At 51.9% G+C, this 18179-nt stretch carries 15 protein-coding genes and 1 pseudogene; 3 read left to right on the plus strand and 13 right to left on the minus strand.

Features of this window, described 5'->3' with window-relative positions; translation table 11 throughout:
• Positions 1–31: 31 nt before the first annotated feature.
• The 8 genes and pseudogenes from C5C07_RS19090 to C5C07_RS19125 form a co-directional block, all read right to left on the minus strand.
• Positions 32–706: pseudogene (locus tag C5C07_RS19090) on the minus strand (IS6 family transposase).
• Between the two features lie 198 nt (positions 707–904).
• Complete coding sequence (locus C5C07_RS19095; protein ID WP_115805841.1) at positions 905–2248, minus strand: cytochrome P450; 1344 nt, start codon at positions 2246–2248, stop codon at positions 905–907.
• 51 nt (positions 2249–2299) lie between these two features.
• Positions 2300–3082: a winged helix-turn-helix domain-containing protein gene (locus C5C07_RS21155; RefSeq protein ID WP_147302046.1), complete on the minus strand. Its 783-nt coding sequence runs from the start codon at positions 3080–3082 to the stop codon at positions 2300–2302.
• 73 nt (positions 3083–3155) lie between these two features.
• Positions 3156–4094 (minus strand): UbiA family prenyltransferase, encoded by a 939-nt coding sequence (locus tag C5C07_RS19105; protein ID WP_115805843.1) that lies wholly within the window; start codon positions 4092–4094, stop codon positions 3156–3158.
• 333 nt (positions 4095–4427) lie between these two features.
• A complete protein-coding gene (locus C5C07_RS19110; RefSeq protein WP_115805844.1) occupies positions 4428–4628 on the minus strand; it encodes a hypothetical protein in 201 nt (66 codons plus the stop codon).
• Between the two features lie 75 nt (positions 4629–4703).
• Positions 4704–5180 (minus strand): PIN domain-containing protein, encoded by a 477-nt coding sequence (locus C5C07_RS19115; RefSeq protein WP_115805845.1) that lies wholly within the window; start codon positions 5178–5180, stop codon positions 4704–4706.
• The gene (locus C5C07_RS19120; RefSeq protein ID WP_115805846.1) at positions 5177–5464 is read right to left on the minus strand and encodes an AbrB/MazE/SpoVT family DNA-binding domain-containing protein; all 288 of its coding nucleotides are present in this window, start codon (positions 5462–5464) and stop codon (positions 5177–5179) included. Before C5C07_RS19120 ends, C5C07_RS19115 begins: the two co-directional genes overlap by 4 nt.
• Positions 5465–5973: 509 nt before the next feature.
• A complete protein-coding gene (locus C5C07_RS19125; protein WP_147302047.1) occupies positions 5974–6504 on the minus strand; it encodes a hypothetical protein in 531 nt (176 codons plus the stop codon).
• A 90-nt stretch (positions 6505–6594) separates the two neighbouring features.
• Between C5C07_RS19125 and C5C07_RS19130 the strand changes: the two genes are divergently transcribed.
• The gene (locus C5C07_RS19130) at positions 6595–6849 is read left to right on the plus strand and encodes a hypothetical protein (RefSeq protein ID WP_115805848.1); all 255 of its coding nucleotides are present in this window, start codon (positions 6595–6597) and stop codon (positions 6847–6849) included.
• Here the strand turns inward: C5C07_RS19130 and C5C07_RS19135 are convergent.
• From C5C07_RS19135 to C5C07_RS19145, 3 genes are all read right to left on the minus strand, one after another.
• Positions 6831–7685, minus strand: coding sequence for a hypothetical protein (locus tag C5C07_RS19135; protein ID WP_115805849.1), 855 nt, complete (start codon positions 7683–7685; stop codon positions 6831–6833). The genes C5C07_RS19130 and C5C07_RS19135 overlap by 19 nt on opposite strands.
• 229 nt (positions 7686–7914) lie before the next feature.
• Positions 7915–8340: a hypothetical protein gene (locus tag C5C07_RS19140; protein ID WP_115805850.1), complete on the minus strand. Its 426-nt coding sequence runs from the start codon at positions 8338–8340 to the stop codon at positions 7915–7917.
• 2 nt (positions 8341–8342) lie between these two features.
• Complete coding sequence (locus C5C07_RS19145) at positions 8343–9188, minus strand: ParA family protein (protein ID WP_115805851.1); 846 nt, start codon at positions 9186–9188, stop codon at positions 8343–8345.
• Between the two features lie 334 nt (positions 9189–9522).
• Here C5C07_RS19145 and C5C07_RS19150 point away from each other — a divergent pair, with 334 nt between their 5' ends.
• The gene (locus tag C5C07_RS19150; protein WP_115805852.1) at positions 9523–10734 is read left to right on the plus strand and encodes an AAA family ATPase; all 1212 of its coding nucleotides are present in this window, start codon (positions 9523–9525) and stop codon (positions 10732–10734) included.
• Positions 10735–10746: 12 nt separating this feature from the next.
• Positions 10747–12615, plus strand: coding sequence for a restriction endonuclease (locus C5C07_RS19155; RefSeq protein ID WP_115805853.1), 1869 nt, complete (start codon positions 10747–10749; stop codon positions 12613–12615).
• 1 nt (position 12616) lies between these two features.
• Here the strand turns inward: C5C07_RS19155 and C5C07_RS19160 are convergent, their stop codons facing one another.
• A complete protein-coding gene (locus C5C07_RS19160; RefSeq protein ID WP_115805854.1) occupies positions 12617–13003 on the minus strand; it encodes a hypothetical protein in 387 nt (128 codons plus the stop codon).
• A 112-nt stretch (positions 13004–13115) separates the two neighbouring features.
• Positions 13116–16337, minus strand: a complete 3222-nt coding sequence (locus C5C07_RS19165) for a DUF499 domain-containing protein (protein WP_115805855.1) — start codon at positions 16335–16337, stop codon at positions 13116–13118.
• Between the last annotated feature and the right edge of the window lie 1842 nt (positions 16338–18179).

Below are 18179 nucleotides of genomic sequence, written 5' to 3' on the forward strand. Positions count from 1 at the left end.
TCCGTTGAAATTTTCGTCACGTCGGCGCTGTCTAGTTAGTGACTTCCTCAACTGGCGTTCGCCCATCGAGCGCTTGATGCGGTCGTTGAAAAGTATAGTCTTGCGTAAATTGTGAACTAATCTCGGACGCTTCCGTGACTGCCCACCCACGAATTATGGAAGCGGTCGACTCGCATTTTGAGGGTGTGAAACCATTTTTCGATGAGGTTTCGCTCGACGTAGTCAAGCCGACCGCTCAATCCTAACCGAGAGATAGCAGTCTGATAGCCGTAGCCATCAACGAGAAACACAGCCTCTGAGAGATCGTGTTTCTCGGAGAGTCGATGGAGAAATGCAGCAGCCGGATCGGTACCATATCGTACAAACAACTCGACGTCCAGAATCAGCTTTGTCTCGATGTCTATTGCGCCGTACAACCAATACCATTCGCCATTGATTTTGACAGCGGTCTCATCGACCGCAACCCGCTTCGGCTTCGCCTCATGCGGGTTGTGACCGCTGTCAGCAAGCCGATGTACCCACTGCCAAACAGCTTGGTGAGAGCGTTCAACGCCGAGGTATCGAAGAATCTGTTTGTTTCTCTGAGCGAATATCCGGTCGCGTGGAGCTGGACAGCGAACGCCCTGACGGGCGTCGCTGTCCGCTCACGCGCCCAAGTTTCTTCTAAATCCGTCGCAAAGCACTCGCTGAGCAGGTCTGCGAGCATCTTGACCAACTAACTCACCGACCTGCTCGTTCCTCAAACTGGCTTAACTAGACAATGCCGAGTTGCCGATGAAATAACGAGAAACGCATTCGACCCTAAATATACCGTTACGTCAACGCCTGCGAGAGCCACGGGCCGCTAGCGAGATCTTGGATTTCACCTCATTGAGGGGTCTCCAAAGACAAACTTATGACGTCATCAGTCTCTGAACGTGACGCTAACCGACTCCGCTGGTTGGGTAGTTAGTGATGGAACCACATCGAGGCTCTCGTCAGTTGATCTCGTTATTCTGAACTCGCGTAATACGTCAATCAAGATCAGTTTTGCTTCTAACCTCGCAAACCGCTCACCAACGCATCGGCGCGGACCTGCAGCGAACGGGAAAAACGCACCTGCCGGCAATGATTTTTCAAACTGCTTCGACCACCGTTGTGGATTAAACTGTGTCGGTGACTGATACCAACGCGAATCCCGGTGAACGACCCACTGATTGAGCGCAATAATAGACCCTGATGGGATATGGAACCCGCTCAGTTGGTCATCCTCAATGGGTTGACGAAAAATCCCATATACTGGAGGGTATAAGCGTAGTGACTCCTGAATTACTTTGTCGGGTTCGGAATACTCGTCATTATAACCGAAGAAGTAAGAGAGCGGCTTCTCTCGGACCTCACGTGCCACGGTCTCTTGGACTTCCGGATGTCTCGCCAATAAGTCACCAGTAAATGTAAGCATAAGCGCAGTTGTCTCGTGACCTGCGAGTAACAGCGTCACGATTTCATCTCTAAGGTCTTTTGTGTCCCAGTCTTCGTCCGACTCAAGGAGATAATTGAGGACCGTTGGTCCGTCGACATCTCCCACACGGTGAGCCGCTATTAGGTCCTCGACGGCGGAATCAAGGGTGCTAATCGCGCTTCTGTATGCTCTGTTTTCTGGGGTCGGGATCCACTCTGGAAGATACAGATACGTTTGGCTGATGCGTTCGAAATGTGCTAAGATTCGCTTGAAGGCTGGTTCTAAGTCCCAGTCTTCTGTGGAAAGATCAACACCAAAGAGTGCATCCACGATGATATTGAGCGTGAGATGCTTCATTTCCTGTTCTATGTTAACCGTCTCTCCCGACGAAATCCGATCGATTGTTGACTGAGTGTGTGACGTGATTACTGACTGGTACTCTTCCATCCGCTTCGGATGGAAGACTGGCTCAATTCCCTGGCGCTTGGCTCGCCACTTCTCCCCTTCCGCGATAACAAGTCCATCTCCAAGTAGTGACCGGGTCACCATCTTTTGGAATCCTCCTTTTTCGTAGTTCTCACTATTCGTGAGAAGGACCCGTTCGATGTCATCAGGTTCTGTCGGAAGGATGAGTCGCTGGCCAGCAACTCGAAGCTGGACGACTGGTCCGTATGTCTCGTTTAATTCCGTGAACCAATCAAGAGGGTCACGACGGAAGAATTCATAAGTGTGACCGATAATCGGTGGTGAGGGTGGCTCAGGAGGTGTTCTTCGAGTGCCTGAGTGAGTTGTCGTGCGATTATTCATGCGACTAGTTCACCTCACGCCGTTTCTCTTGTGGTCTACTGCCATGTACCATCAATTCTCTGCAAGTTGGTACTGAGTCGCATCTGCTTTGAACGACTCATACTGCTCACGCGCCCACTTGACGGCTTCCGGTGCTGTGTTCATCAACATCCCCCGTACCCCACCGTGTTGATGGACGGTAATCCCAGCAACCTCGTCGTCTTCCCCTTCCATGACCCAGAGTGCGTAGGGGAGTTCGTCATCTGTAACAAGAAGAACTACCTGTCCAGAGTTGATCAATTCAGTAAATGATTCTCGATAATCGACTAACTCCAACAGCACGTCCTCAGATACAATGATCTCTGCCGTGCATTGAGTCTCTCGAACAGCAGCCTCAACATCGTCGATATATGATTTGAGAACAACCGGTGCAAGGCCAACCATCTTTTCAGACTGTCGTAACCGCTCAGTACTCGAACTAAGAGCAGATTCTGGGAACTGTGAATCTGCTATTGAAACGGTTACTTGTCGAAGGAATATTGACGGGACCTCCTTCAGATTTGGATTTTCATTTAGTATTTCGCTGGCATTCTGTACATTATAGATCTCACCCAGATACTCCTCTCTAATATTTAGAGAAGCCTTCCCGAGTGGGGTCGTTTGATATTCTCGGTTATGAGACTCAACGCACTCGTACTGGAGCAAATCTGTGATTGCTCGGTCGACAGTCGACCGCGAACAGTCAACGGACTCAACAAGTTCTGGTTTCCGCTGTGGTTGCTCGTGAAGCGCTTGTAAGATCTCAAACCGCTTCGCAAGTACCCTCGAGAAGTCAGTATCCAGCGAATCATTCATGATGTCTCTAAATCAAATTTTGACAACACTAAAACGTCATGGTTGGTGTGGTTTACATCCGACAACACATAAGTTATATCAATAAACTGAGTGCGAACGTTACGTTCAAGAACGTCGCTACGTAGGCTGTATTGAATCTCTGTGCAGTAGTATCTGTTTGTTCTCTTTCAGACATTCCCTTTACTCGATAGTAAAGCCACAAGTAGTGGCCAGCAACGAGAAGCATCGCAAGTGTTCCCCCCGGGGCGTGGAGTATACCTGCACCAACGCCGGCAATGGCCGTACAGATTGCTGACAGTAGTATACTCGTTGATACTCCAAGGTCTTGTGTGAACGTCTGGATTCCAGCTCGCTGGTCATAGTACGTATCTGCGGCTTGATGCATTATATGATACCCAAACGTATAGAGAAAAATAACACCAAGAGCGGTAGCCGCATACTCAACTGAAGGGTTTCCTGCTAATATGACGAGTGGGAGTACGACGAATCCGACGTCAGTACCCGTCGTCACGAGGTGGTTCAGTACCCCTCGCTCCTTAATCCGGGGTGGGTATGAATATACAAACCCAGATATTGCAAAGAGGGCGCCGCCAGTAGCGAATAGTAGTGATGACGTCTGTAGTGAGACGTACATCCAAAGAAATAGTCCAGCTGTGAGTTCAATAATGAGGATCGTATACGCCCTCTGGTACCCGATCTCATCGACTGCGGTTGCGTTCTGTTGTTTCTCAGGGTTTTCTTTATCGACGGCGTAATCATGCAGTACGTCTGCGACTGACGCCTGCATTTTTGTTAGCATGGCCGCACTAAACGCAACCGAGATCTGAATCAAACTCTCTATTTCGAGGCCTAAATCTAGCCGTGAACGGGCAATTACAACTGCAAGGAGAACATATGCTAGGTTATACCCTACTGTTTCAGGAAGCCGGTTTATCTGCGAGAATGCCCATAGTTTCGTTGAATATTTGCTCTCAGTCTGCCGTTGTCTTGCAAACCATGACGACATTATCATTACGTGGTTTGTCGTATCATATTACCTCATTCATTGTGAATATCATCATTATTCGAAAAATTGGAACGATTGGTTTAGTACAACCTTTCCTCGTCTGGCGGTATTGTGGGGCAGATCTCGTATCAAGCGTGAAATTCGATTGGGAGAGCAGCCCTCTTCGGTGTCAATCTGAAGAGCTTCAACAGGTCAGATTGATGGCACTGTTGAAATCTTCTGGACCTGATAGAAAGTGCGTGTTGAATATAGAAGGAGGATTCAGCAAGTGGAGCACTTGTTTCACACTGGGAGAGTCGAACGCTCCGATTAGAAGGGCGTGCGTATTGACCGACTGTGTTAGAACCAGTCGTTCTTCTTGAGGTAGAACATCGTAAATCCACAAGCCAAGCCGCCTGCAGTTCCCTCGATGACGGCACCAGTCAACTCACCGTTGAAGAGAACCGTTTGGATGGAGCTAACGACTACTACCCAGATAACAACGTTCGTGAAGACGAATGCCCACGGATTCTCTAAGCCGAAATGACGGCTCTCGCTCATACTTCAATTACTGACTTCGATAGTAAATGCGTTCCCTTAGTCTGCAGAAGCAGCGCCGAAGGGACCTTCGAGACCTCACTCCGGATGAACAGTCAAAGACGGGAAGTACGTGTGGTAGAATCCAGTATCAAAACTAATTAGTGAATCTGCGTCCGCAAGTGCATGCCCGCCGATAATGAAGTCTGCCGCAATATGCTGGCGGGGTGAAAGACTCGTTCCACACTGTTCGCAGTCAACGGCTTGTTTCTTGCCACAAAACGGACACTGAAGACCATCGGGTCGCCGCTCAGTATACTGTTGGAACTTCTCCCCCGCTTCAAAAAGTGCGGACCGCGACGGCTCGACGAGTTGGATGCTGAAGTCTTCGAGAAACTCATCCAGTTCAGCAATGGTGTCGAAGTGACCATCTGCTGCAAGTTCAGCGTAGACCACCGGTGTGATCACAAGTGGACCGTCTCGGTAAGCCCTCCGCAACGCATCTTCACTGGCGTCAGTGTAGTCGTCCTCGTACAGGAGTGCAAGAAGAGCGTTTGTATCAACTGCCGTTGTCACACCTCTGCCCCCGAATCGACATCATCGTCTGAGTCACTGCCAATATCTCTTGGGTATTCACCGCGCAGCCGACGCATACGCTCGGGCATCGTTTCGTCACTATCTGCGCTCCCACGGTATTTCTCAAACGGGTCTTGACCTTCTGCGGTCGTCGGCTTTTCTTTCCTCAGTTCGTACCCAGATTCGGTCTGTTTGAACTCAACTTCGTCACCCGGCTCAATTCCGAGGGCCTCGCGAATTGCCTTTGGGATTGTCACTTGTCCTTTCGTCGTAACGCGTGGCATTGTCCTAATACCAGTACGTGGTAATACTTTATCAGTATTACTTAATTTCTCTTACTACTCGTGATGGCCACCTCTCGGACCTAATGTCACGGTTGTGCGCTCAATTCTACATCGAGTCAATCTCGACGACGAAACCCCGAACGCGCACCGCATGTTTCCGACGTTCTTCTCTGAAGACGAATCCACTACCCCGCGTGACAGGGTATCTCGGGTACTGAGTGGTGCTTATCCATCACCGAATAACCACTGCTATCCGTCCAACACACCCCACCGTTTCCGGAGAAATAGAGTCAGAATACAGGTAACTCGTCATCAGGTTTGATTCAAGCACGAGGTCCTCGTTGAAAAGACACGTATCAAATCCATCCTCCGGGGTTGTGCAGGTCGAGCGCGATGCTCGGTCCTTCCGGAAACGTGTGGGTGGATCTGCTTCATCCTTGGACTGTGATTACGCAATCGTTGTAGACACGGGGGTTGGACCACTAGGAGAGAAATCCGAAGAAGGTGTTTCAGTCGAGTGCCTCGCCGAGAAGTCGAGCGAACGCACGCATTTCGATTTCATCAAGTTCGGATGTCTCCTCCGGAACCCCCTCCCGCAGTCCCTCCGGGGTTCGATCCGGGGTTCCTCCAGTCGTCGCGTCGAACACGGAACGTGCGACGTCGGGCAGTTCGTTCGGATCTTCGATAGTGTCGAGTACCTCCTCCCGGAGCGACGACAGTCCGACGTCGTTGGTCACGAGAACCGCGAGTGCGACACCTGCTCCGTACGCTAGCTGCTTCCCTCGCCCATCGACTCGGTTGTGGAAGTCCCAGGCATCCATCAGCGGGATGACTGCCAGCTGGTCGTTTCCGTCGACGACGTGCGCGAGCCCGTCGCGGTAGTACTCGATGAGTTCCGACGAGGGATTGACAGTGGGTGTATCTCCGTCTCTGCCTTCCGGGTTCCTCGACGTTCGGTTTTCCATCCCGGAGTCCGAGGAGGGTTCTGACCCATCATTCGAATCGAGGACTGCGTTCAACAGGCTCGCCAGCGCCAGCACCTCGATGTCGTCGCGGTCGAGGTCATCGCTCTCAGGGTCAATGCTGTACGTGAGTTCGTCTGGTGTCGCGTCCGTTTCACCCTCTACGAGTTGCTCGAACAGGGCTTCAACCGGCCGGGAGAGTCGGTCACGGTACTCGTCGACCGTCTCCAGAATCGACTCGGGGTCGACATCGTCATCGATTCCAAGGTCAACGTGTGCGACGACTCCGACGCCGGCCGCGAGTGGATGGAGATAGGACTCACTGTCCGGGTCGGCCTCGTCGCGGAGCGTCCAGGCTTCTTTCAGGGCCGCGTACGCCTCGCCGGGCTCGCTGTTGAGGATACTTATGAGGCCGTGCTGTAGTAGCCCGACGGTCCTGGTGGGTTGGTGATGTCCGAAATGAACTGACGGTACGCCAGCGCTTCGAGCTCCGAGAGGTCGTGCTCGTCGGCCTCAGTGTCGATTCCCGCAGCCACGTTCTCGATGTCGGGGTCGTCCTCGATAAGCACGTTGAGAAGCGCCTCTGACGGCTCTGAGAGGTCATCTCGGTGCTGTTCAACCGTGTTGAGTATCTCGTCCTGCTCCTCTGTCGCCGATGCGCCCGACAGTTCGAGGTGGGCGGCGTAGCCGACGCCAGCCGCGAGTGCTCGTTGGCAGATAGGATCGGAGACGGTCTCGTGCTGGGCCCACACGCCGTGGAAGAGTGCCCCGGCTACGCTCGCTTCGTAGTCGACCACCCCCTGCAGTCCCGCCCGGTAGAGGCGCGTTGTCGGGTCGGAACGGTGGAACTGTGCCTCATCGAACACCGAATCCGGAGACTGGTCCTGCTCCCCGTCACTCTCGATGGCTCCGTGTGCCCGTGCGTAGGTTCGGCCCACGAACCGGTCGCGGAGACGCTGGCGTCCTGAAACGTCGTCTGCAGCTTTGCGGAGCCAATCGGGTATCTCATTGGATGCGATTCGGTCGTCAGCGCTCGCCACGACCGCAGTGAAGAACTCGACGTCGTCGCTCGCGGTGGATCCGACGGCAGCGAGGGTGGCATTCGGGATGTCGTGGTCGAACTCTTCATCGAGTAGGGTCCCGAGCATGAGGACGACGTCGCCGACGACGGACGCCGCGAGGTCGATGCGCTCCTGTTCTGATGAGAGGATTGGGTCGTCGGCCCGGATGGTCCGTCCGAGAGCGTCCTCAACTAGCACGGCTGATGCGGTCGGCAGCGCCTCGATCTACTCTGTTGTACTCCCGAGTTCCTTTCAGAAGAAACAGTCTACAAACGAGCCATTACGGAGTACAAGGAAAACCATGGGCTTCGCGTGCTCGAAATTCCCTTCGAAGAGCAATGACTACGAGACTGTGAGTATTTGATGCACTAATCACTTCATCGTATTTTCGATTGCTGTAAACAAATACAGTAAACAAAAACTGTATCTAGAACTCGTAATCGTCTATCTTTGAACGTTCATACTGACGTCGTCCTTCAACACCAGCTTTGAGTTCGTCTGTTGCGACTTCAGAAAGGCCGATTCTGACGAGTGCTTTGAGGACGTCTGCTTTCGAGTTGGTTGTCTCTTCTCGGTTCAGGTGTTCGAGCGCCCGCTTACCGACTACATTCAACTCCTCTGTTTCTTCGAGAGCTGCGAACAATGCTGCGAGGTTTGCGTCGCGAAGTGAGAGCGTCTGATTAAGACCTCCCTCGTCGAGACTCCGGTATGCATCTTCGACGGCGTTGATGAGTTCGTCTTCTTCGTCTTTGGCTTCCTCGTTTGGCTCCTCGCTTTTTGGAGTACTCGTATGGCGTTTCTGGCTCTTTGCACTTTGGAGGAGTTCTTCTGCGTTTGGTTGATCGTCGGACATTGTTATTTCGGCGTGATGTTGTTGAGGAGACGAGTTGTGTTTTCACGGTACGCTGCGAGCGCCTTGCTAGCACTTTTGAGTCGCTCGTCGTCGTCAAACCCAAACAGTGTGTGACCTGCGTCCTGGCTGTTTCCAATCCCCGCAGTTGCAGGAATGGGCTCGCCAACGAGTTCGGGGTGTTCTGCGGCGAGGTCTTCGACAAAGTTATCGTGGAGTGAGACACGGCCGTCGACCATCGTTGCAAATACAAGCGCAAGCCGAAGGTCGACTTCTAGGTCGACATTGATCTCTTCGAGCGTCGCTTCGAGTTTTCGCAGTTGGTTTTCTTCGAATGCACCTGGCTTCAGCGGAGCGACGACATTTTCGGCTGCAAAGAGGCCGTTGAGTGAAATGTTGTCTTCCTTTCCGGGGAGGTCCATCAATACGAAATCGTATCGATCGCCGAGGTCTTCTTCAATGAATGATCGAAGGAACTCATATCGGTCTTCGACATCGATATTCGCGAGGTTATTATCTGCACCTCCGAGCCCAGGATCTGCGGGGATGATATCTGGGCCTTCGTCGGTCTCAAACACCATTCGGTCGACGACATCGGGAATGTTGTTCCGGATGAAATCCCAGTCGGACCCAAATACCGCTGAGATCGGTGCGTCGAGGTCCTGAATCTCGTCATCGAGCCCGAACTGGGTTGCAAGATCATTCTGTGTTCCTGCGAGGTCGATGAGAAGTGTGTCGAGCCCGTGGTCAACCTGGGCTGCGACAGCGACGTGAGCGGCAGTTGTCGTCTTTCCAACGCCACCTTTCTCGACGTACGTCGCCGCCGTGATGAGCCCGTTTTCGTATGGCATTTGCAACTTCTGTTTACAAATGCCGTTTATATAAACATAATGCAAAAACTGTATGTGGTTGCGATATGGCTGGTGGCTCTACTCCTCCAGTAGATTGTACTCCTCGTGTGGTTCCGCAAAGGAGCTGGATCGCACACGACCGAGTGGGTATTTGTCTTGGATCTTGGAGCTGACACACCCCAAGTTAAGTGCATATTGAGCAATTGTATCTGACTCCCAAACACACAAACCATATATGAAAACAGAATACATTTACTGTTTCCAAAATCTGTAAACAGCAACAATCATCGAAACAAAGATCAGTTTTAACACATGTGGGTGCCGTTCGTCAATAATGACCGCTCGTCGTTCTCTCTCCCAAGCCAAAGAGGAAATTGAGGTTCTTCGACGAAACCAGGACGAAGCTATTTCTGCAATTCGGAACGCCGAAGATGAAAGTGTCATCAGATATCTCATCGAAGAAGAAGCGCTTGATGTCACGCATGATGGCCCACGCGGATTAGGAAAGGTCCGGCGTGAAGTTCTCAAGTCGGATGTGGGCGTTGACCTGAAGCGTCTTGTGAGCTACCGCGGGGACGACACACCATCTGAGATTCTCGTCCCAGACGAGGTACTCAACAATTCGATTGTTGCACTCAAGACAGGCAAACCGGTCGTTTTGTACGGCCCAACTGGAACTGGGAAGACGACGTTCGCAAAGCAACTCGCACAGGAAACCTGCGAGGGGTACACGCTCAACACTGCGACTCCGTCTTGGACACCGTCTGATATCATCGGTGGAATCTCCCCTGAGACAACGGGTCGACAACTTCGCTACCATCGCAAGTTGGGGTGTGTCTCTGAAGCAGTCCAACGAGCCGAAGATTTCAGCGTCAATTATGGCGTCATCATCGACGAGATAACGCGGGCGGACATCTCCAAAATCTTTGGCCCACTGTATACTGCAATTGAAAACCCTCATCAAACGATTTTTGAGACTGATGACGGTGATACAATTGAGCTTGACGAGCGTGTGAACATCATTTGTACGATGAATATGTCTGATCGGACGGTCAACGAGCTTGATAACGCAATCACTCGTCGCTTTGCGATGATCGAGATCGAGGAGTATTCTGAAGCGAACCGTGCTCGATTGTTCCGCAGTTGGTTGAACCAGTTCGTGAGCGAACTCCCGGATGTGGATATCGACCAGCTCCAAGCGGTCTTTGAAGTGGATTACCAGGGAATCAACTACGGGCACGAAGAGACGTCACAGGGACCGATAATGCAGTTCGGCCCGATGCACTACCGAGATGTTGCTGCGTTCGTCGGGGCGGCATGCCATGATGATGAGCCATATGCTGGCCAAGTTGGCGTTGCACTCGGGCAAGCGTTCAAAACGTACATCGTCCCACGATTATTGAATGCCGCGGCTCTCCCCCAGCTCGATCGAATTATTGACCACTACAAGACTTTGGACAATCAGTTCGACGCTGTTGAGTTCTCGCCGGCTGTGAAGCTTGCAGAAGATCAGCTCGCAAGCGAACGTCGGCAGATGGGCCGATAGTAACCCAGTATCATGTGTAATCGGACGGCCACACCGCTCGGAATCGACCAACCTGACGATGATTCAGTTGCTGCCAGGTATCGCTATGAGTCTGAACCAACAATCTATCCAGTCCCAGAACGAGGGCGTATCGAGATTCGCGATTGCCCAGCAACGATCACTGACCTCCTCGATCGCGGTTCGATTACGAATGTTGCGACTGGGTTGTATAAGAAAACACAGCTGGCTGAGGAGGTTGTTGATGGTGAACAAAAGGAATACGACGTTGTTACTGCATCGCTCCGAGATGACGGCCGAACGCTTCAGATAGACGCTGAGGACTTAGTTGGTGTGGTGAGTTTAGCTCCAACGATTTCGCTGCGGATCAATCCCAAAGTCGAGTGGGATGCGATCCTCGATATGTTGCTAGCAGTCTACCAAGAACGCCGGTCGGTCGAGTACCACGGGGTTCCGCTCGAGCAGTTTGTTGGTGAAGGGGAATCCCTTGAGGACGTTGTCATCATCCTGGTGATTAATCTTCTTGATGGCATCTCGAAGATTCATCGACAAGGGCTGATTCGTGATCTTAATATCGTCCGTACTGAGCAGATGGACGGGAGCGGACGAATCGATCTAAAAGAGACGCTCTTGAACCATGCTCAGGGAAATCCCAGTCCAGTCTGGATTCAAAATGAGGTTGAGTACAATAACGTCGCAAACTCGCTGATCCACTACGCTGCAAGTCACTTACGACGTCTCCTCCAAGATACGATCAGCAATGGTGCCTCTCAGCAGCACGAGTACCTCTATTCTGAACTTGATCGAGAAATCCGACGGTTGGAAGCATACGAGATATCGAGCTGTCGGTCACGGACATCGCAGTATCGCCAGCTCTCGATTCATGACCTCCCTCGACAACGATACTACTACCGCCAGGCTATCGAAATCTCGAAAGCTGTGTTGTCGGCTTCACTTAGTCATCAATTCAGCACCGAGACATCCGCACTTAGTGTTGATTATGTGATGAGCATGGAGTCGTTATTCGAGGCATACTCACAGGTTACCCTTGAGGGTGAGCTGGCGGCGATCAAATCGTATGACCACACGAATGCCGTTACGGAGGTTGAAATGCGTGACTCGCCAACAGTCAATCCCTTCGATGACGAGCAAGATATCTTCCACCAGCCGGATCACGAATTAGTCCGTGAGAGTGATACGACACTTGCTGTAATCGACTCGAAATACTACGCCGAAGGAAAAGATCCAGTACGGAAGTCTGGCTCTCGATCACAACTGTTCAGCTACGCGTACCTGCTTGATACTGATGAACTCGGGTTTTTGTGTCCGCTCTTAGAGCCTCGTGAACGAACCGTTGTCCAGACTGATGCCCGACTATCGGTCGTCTCTCCGCAGGGGGAATTCTCACCGGCAGACTATCGAGCAGCGGTCCACGAGTACCTGTTCTCGGTTCTTCAACAGTACGAGCCCGTTCTCGAGATCTTCCACACACTTGCAGATCCGTTTGATGACCGCTCGTATTCGGACGGGTTCCCCAGCCTCTGTCTTACCGACGTCACAGTCGCCGACTTATCGGAAGTACGGTCAATGAGCGGCCCATTTGCGTATCAAGACATTGAACGGTTCACCTGGCGTGTCATCCGGCAAGCGGGCCGTAACTCCTACAATGTGGGCAATGATGCAGAGTTCGAAGATGAGGGCGACTGGGCACGAAAACGGATCACTGAGGAACTTACTGGTCCTGGTCGGTCAGCACACTCAATGACTTGTGTTCCGGTGATGCATCGTGAGGGAACTCGTGAGTGGCTTGAACTGTTCATCGTCAACGTTGGACTTGATGGCTCAGTGACTCGCGAAACAGTTGAGCTTCGGCCAGCGACGTGATTCAGAACGGAGCGGTATACCAGTTGTTCTTCCGTGATTTGAATGGCCCACCAAAGAGTTTGAACAGCGAGTGTAATTCGCCCTCATAGAAGAGTTCTGGAGCCCGGTCCCCACGGTGAATATCCGCCTCAACAGCAAACTGGATCATTGGTGTTGGCTTTGCCGTGGCCAGTTTGTCTCCATTGCGGTCAATCGCCTTCGAGAGGTCTGCGATGAACGCCTCGTCATCATATGCTTCTTCGAGACCCACAACCGTCACCCTTGCTAGATCGCCGTCATTCTCTAGCTCCTCGTAGAATTTCTCGATCGGGATCTGGTGCTGGACCGTTTCGTAGTCACCCTTCTTAATGAAATTGTAGAACCCCGAAAGCTGACCTGGTTTTGACATCTGACGTACGTAGCCTCCTCACAATCCTGATATAAGTAGGTGTCGAGGAGGACGCTACGTCTGGTGGTTTTGCGTCTTGTGACGGGTATGGACTGTTGAGCGCGCCTTCCGATTACTCCTGTGCGATGCCGATTTCGACTTTGATGTCGACTGCATTTTCTGGGATGTTACCGAAGAGTTTCGAGACAGATTCATGTGGCTCGTCCGACTCAAGCGTCAGGTCAATGAAGGTGCTCTCAACGCCAATTGTACCCTGGAGCTCTTGTGGAACGCCTTCGGAGCCCTGGAGAACATACCGGACGTTTCCGTAATCAACCGTTCCGGTGTAGTGGCCCTTTCTCCATTTCGAACGGAGGTCGGTCCCACTGTCGCCGTTGTATCTGAACGTTCTCACCTCGACAGTGCCTCCTTTCGGCGTCGTGAATGGGTAGCCATTACGCCAGTCTGTCGGGTCATCTGAGCCGTTTGTCCCAATCACATACTTTGGCTCTTCGTCTTTCCCGAGATGCTGTAGGAGGTACGTCTGGACCGCTGCTTCGAGGACATCGCTTCCGAAGCGGTTTCGAATACTTGTGACGGTGAAGTTTGTACTGGGCTCGAGTTCGGAGATGTACGAATCAATTTCATCTGCGACTCTTGCCGTCACGGTTGGGACAAGCGTAACCTCGTCTGGGTCTCGGTCGCCCAGCGTTGTGTGATATCGCCGCCCCGCTTCGAGGAGGTGGTGTTCGGCTAGACAGTCGTTGACGACTTGGCGGAAGGCTGGCTCTGTGTCGATTGCTGGGAGATAGACTGCCGTGTTGCTACGGATGTTTGAGAGGATATGCTCCATGTTAGCCTTCCCAGAGGAGGTGATTGCATCATTGACGCCCTCTCGAACCTCTGCCGCACCAATTATGGTGGCCTCAGAGATGTCACGAAGGGTAGCGTTTAGATTCGGCTTGTCGAGATACTCGTTGTTCTCCAGCAAGACGTACCGGTCTTCGCTTGCCAACCGACCCGATGCCATGAGTAGTGCATCTTTTTCCTCGCCATCGATGCGAACATCAGTTCGCTTGAGAAGTTCCTTCAGATAGTTTCTCAGGATGACCTCTCGTGGCTCGCTACTGAGCTCATTTCGGAGGTCCTCCATAAGGTCATCAGTCGTCCAATTGTCGATGCCATCAATCGATCGGATAACAGTTCCGGGGGTGAGGTTCTCGAAGGACTCGTCAAACCCACCTTCGTCGGTATGTGTGACAACAGGCTTCTGCGGGAGGATCTCTTTTGCAGCGTCAATAACCGCCCCAACAGAGCCTGGGATCGGATATTCCGGCTTGCGGAGGAACTCCTCCCACACCTCTTCGAGCGTTGCTTCACCGCGGCGGTCAAAGAGGTCTTGAAGAATCTCCCACGTTGGGTCTTGGAGATCGAAGCTGTCTGCGCTTGCAGCGGTGGCGATATCTTTGGCACGATGGGAGTTTCCATCGATCACGAAGACATCGAGTGCCATCTTGGTTGCCTCTCCGAAGTTATCAAAGAGATTGTCGCTGTCGAGAACCAACCCGAATGCGCTTCGGAGCTCCTTTCGGAGTTCTTTCTCCTCGCGATCTTTCATCCCCTGGATAACGCTCTTGATGTCTTCGTCAAGTCCGTTTGAGGCGAGGACCTGTCGAGCACCCTCTACGTACCGTGCCTTGTCGATGTAGCGCGTTCCAGATTCGATCGCTTCGCCTTCATTTGGCTCAACGAAGACGAACGTATTCCGCCAGCTTCGCCCCCGGCCATCGTTCATGACGACTGTCCGCATCTCCTCTTCGGTCCAAGAATTCCGCTTGAGGATGACCTTCACCTGTTTCGTGTCCGGGATATCTCGGATATCATCGGTTCGGAATCCAACTGGGTAACTTCCTGGCCCGAAGATTTCTTTGACGATGTCTGCGATTTCGCCTTTCGCTGCCGTCTCTGAAACGTCGCTGGCAGCGTTTCGGATGAGTGCGCTTGGGTTCCGCTTATCTCTGATTGCGTATTTCCCGTTGAGTTTGTGGAGGTGCCATGCAACGCCGTGGAGTTGCTCGAGATTGATGTAGATATCCGAGATTCGGTCGTTCGTCCGGTAGGTCCCCATGACAATCTCAGAGACTTCTGCACCCTCTCCTGGCCCCTCATTCAGCGAGTAGAGGAGAATCGTATTGAGGACACGCCGACCGTATGTGATTTCGTCGGGGACGCGGTCTTTGATGTCCGTTGCACATGCCTGTGGCCGTTCGTAATTGATCTTCGAGAGGTCGTCCTCGAATCGGATTGCGTCGATGTCGCCAGCGGTGATGAGGTCGACTTCGTCCTGGAGTTCCAAGAGTAAATCAGAGAAGAAATAGATCATCCCACGGGCGTTTTGATTATCGTCATCAGTCCCGTAGTACCGCGCTTCCATCGCATCGATTAGGACTGGATGCAGCGGGTAGGCCTCACGCATGTCTTCGCGGAGGTTGGTGGGGAGTTCGACGTAATCTGATTTCTCGTAGGCGTCGACGTACCCGTTGACGATCTCACGGGCTTTCTCGTCATCTACATCTTCGACAAGTCGGTGCAGCAAGACATCGCGCTTGCTCACCTTGCTACTCATGTTCACCTCAACGGCATCTTCGCGGTTCAGAATGTTGTGGACTTTCGAACCCTTGCGAAGGACAGAGACGATCGTGTGGAGCTCCAGGCTCTCTAATGCAGTTGCTTCAAGGAGTGCCTGGAGGAACGCTCGATTTGCACTCTCGTAGTCCTCATCGAGCGTGTCATACCAGTCTTCGAGTTCGTCAACGATGAACGCAACAGATCGGTCTCCGACTGCGTCTTCGATCGTTTGGATGTCGGGGTAGCCACCGGTGTCGAACGAATCGTGTTCGTAGTCAAGTGCGTTGAAGAACGGCTCCCAGAGATAGGTGTAGTCGTTATTCTCGTACTGCATCGACACAGAGATCGTTTCTGTGTCTTCTGGGAGTGCATCAGAGAGGCCCTCTACTTTCCCTGCGGCCCACGTTGATGCTTCTTCTGGGGCGTTGAAACAGTGATACAACGCGACCATCTGGTGGGACTTCCCCGACCCGTAGGGCCCATACAGAATGTGTGTTTTTCGCGGGTCATCTCCATTGAGTGAATCCCGAAGGATTGTGAGTGTCTCATGGAGCCCCTGGGTGAGGACCGTCCGTTTGAAGAATTTCGAAGCGTCAGATTCGAATTCACCGTCTTTGTCGATATTGTAGAGCTTAACTTGGCCGTCAATACGGCCTTCTTCGCGGAGTTCCTCACTCAGCGTGACCGTCTCGGAAATGGTGTAGGGAAGAGGGTCCGTCGCGGACATATGATACTCTATGAAGATATTCCGGCCCCGATAAATATGGCGGATGGATGGTTGGTCACGCTTGGCTCAGGAGGGAGCATCAACCCCAGATGTATTTGTTTGCGACTTCGGGAATAGGGAGCTGACGATAGTCAGTGACCCACGACTGAAGTCGTGGGCTTCCTCCTTGCATCTCTGTGAATCGGGTGACGTGCGCCGCGTGCTTCTCTCCTCGGAACGCATGACTCGCCAGACAGTCTCTCGTCGCTGAAAAATACATTTGTCAATTCACCACGAATAGTTTAGGATGGGTCCGCTTGGGAGGGGTGCGAAGTGGGTTTTGTCGACACCGGAGCGAGTACTGGTTCTAATCGCCAGCAACAGCATTGTATTCGGTATATTGGGGTCGCCTCATGTCTTCAGATTCATCTCGAACATTGACGAAGTTGGTGAAATCGTAGCCTCCGTGGCAATCGTCTCACTCCTCTTGTCACGAGGAGTTCTCGGCCCACTCGGGTTTGTGTTTGGAGTACTATTCGACGTCTATCTCCTCTGGCTGGTTCTTCCCAAGATCACCGAACGAGTATCATGGATTCCATCGTTTCGAACAGATCGAGTCATCCAGTTCGCGATGCTCTGTCTCGTCATTCCGCTACTGATCACTTCTCAATTAACTGTTGAACACGCGGTATTGGGTATATTCGTAGATAGTAGTGCATCGGCAACGTCCAATGCTCAACAATTAGTCGAACAGTATACTTCATTAATTCTACCAGCAGCGGTTGTATTTATTGTGCTGGTCTATTGGCGGATCTGGAAACCACTGTCTCCAACGCGGCGCTCTGATCTGATATTTGAAGTGTTCGAGGACATTCGACGACAAAGCGGTGACCCACGGAAGTACAGTCGGTACCAGATTCGACTGTGGTTCCTAGATGGGGGTGTAGAAGCTAAGTTCTGGCTGGTAATTCTCATCGTTCTACAGGGAATTGGTCTATTCACCACCACAGTATTAATGGGTGCCATCATTGTTTTGAATGGAATTTTATTTCCTGTCGTCGAATTCGCTGTTCTTGGGGCTGTTTGTGCGAGACTTGTCCAGAGAAAGTTCCCTGGATCTCTACCCCGCTACTCTAAAGGAGAAGATGATAGTTGGATACATTCAATCGGGGCTTTGTTCACCGATCACAACCTCATCGGATTAGTGGTGATATTGATTGGTGTCGCTCCCGCAATTACGGTTCTTAGCGCATTCGGACTAGGTGCTGGAGTTTCTTCTGTGCGTGCGCTTCTTGCACTCCTCTCACTAGTCGTTGAGTTACCAATCGGTAGTTCGTGGGTGAGTTCTGCGACAGAAGGAAGTGGATTTTCGCTATCTGAAATCGGGACTGTCGTACTTATTGGCGTGTATCTACTTAGTCTCGCATTCTACACGGTCTGGTATTGGAGGCGTCTTATCAGTCGTGCTTACCTGTTTTCGTCTCTTAGTCAGGACGGCATAACGTCTCAAATCCAACTTAAGACGAGACCATCAGTTGTTCCGATTATGATTGGAACTGTATGTATGGCGTCCCTTATGTTTCGCGAGTTCTTTGAGAATATCCCGTATTACTCAACAGTGATACGGCCGGCGAGTATTTTGCTATTCCTCACGACTATTGTCACGGCTGTGTGGGGTGTTATACGGACACGGCGTTCGAGTACTCACGAAACAACGTTGGATTCTGAGATGCGGGCGGCAGGTATAGCAGGGACAATTCTTGTACTTTGGCTACTTATGATCTACGGCACGTATGGCAATATCTCTCAGGGTAGTTACGTGGTCGGGCTAATCCCGGCGTTTGGCTATCTCATTTATCGTGC

It is taken from the genome of Haloferax sp. Atlit-4N (assembly GCF_003383025.1).
Lineage (GTDB): Archaea > Halobacteriota > Halobacteria > Halobacteriales > Haloferacaceae > Haloferax > Haloferax gibbonsii.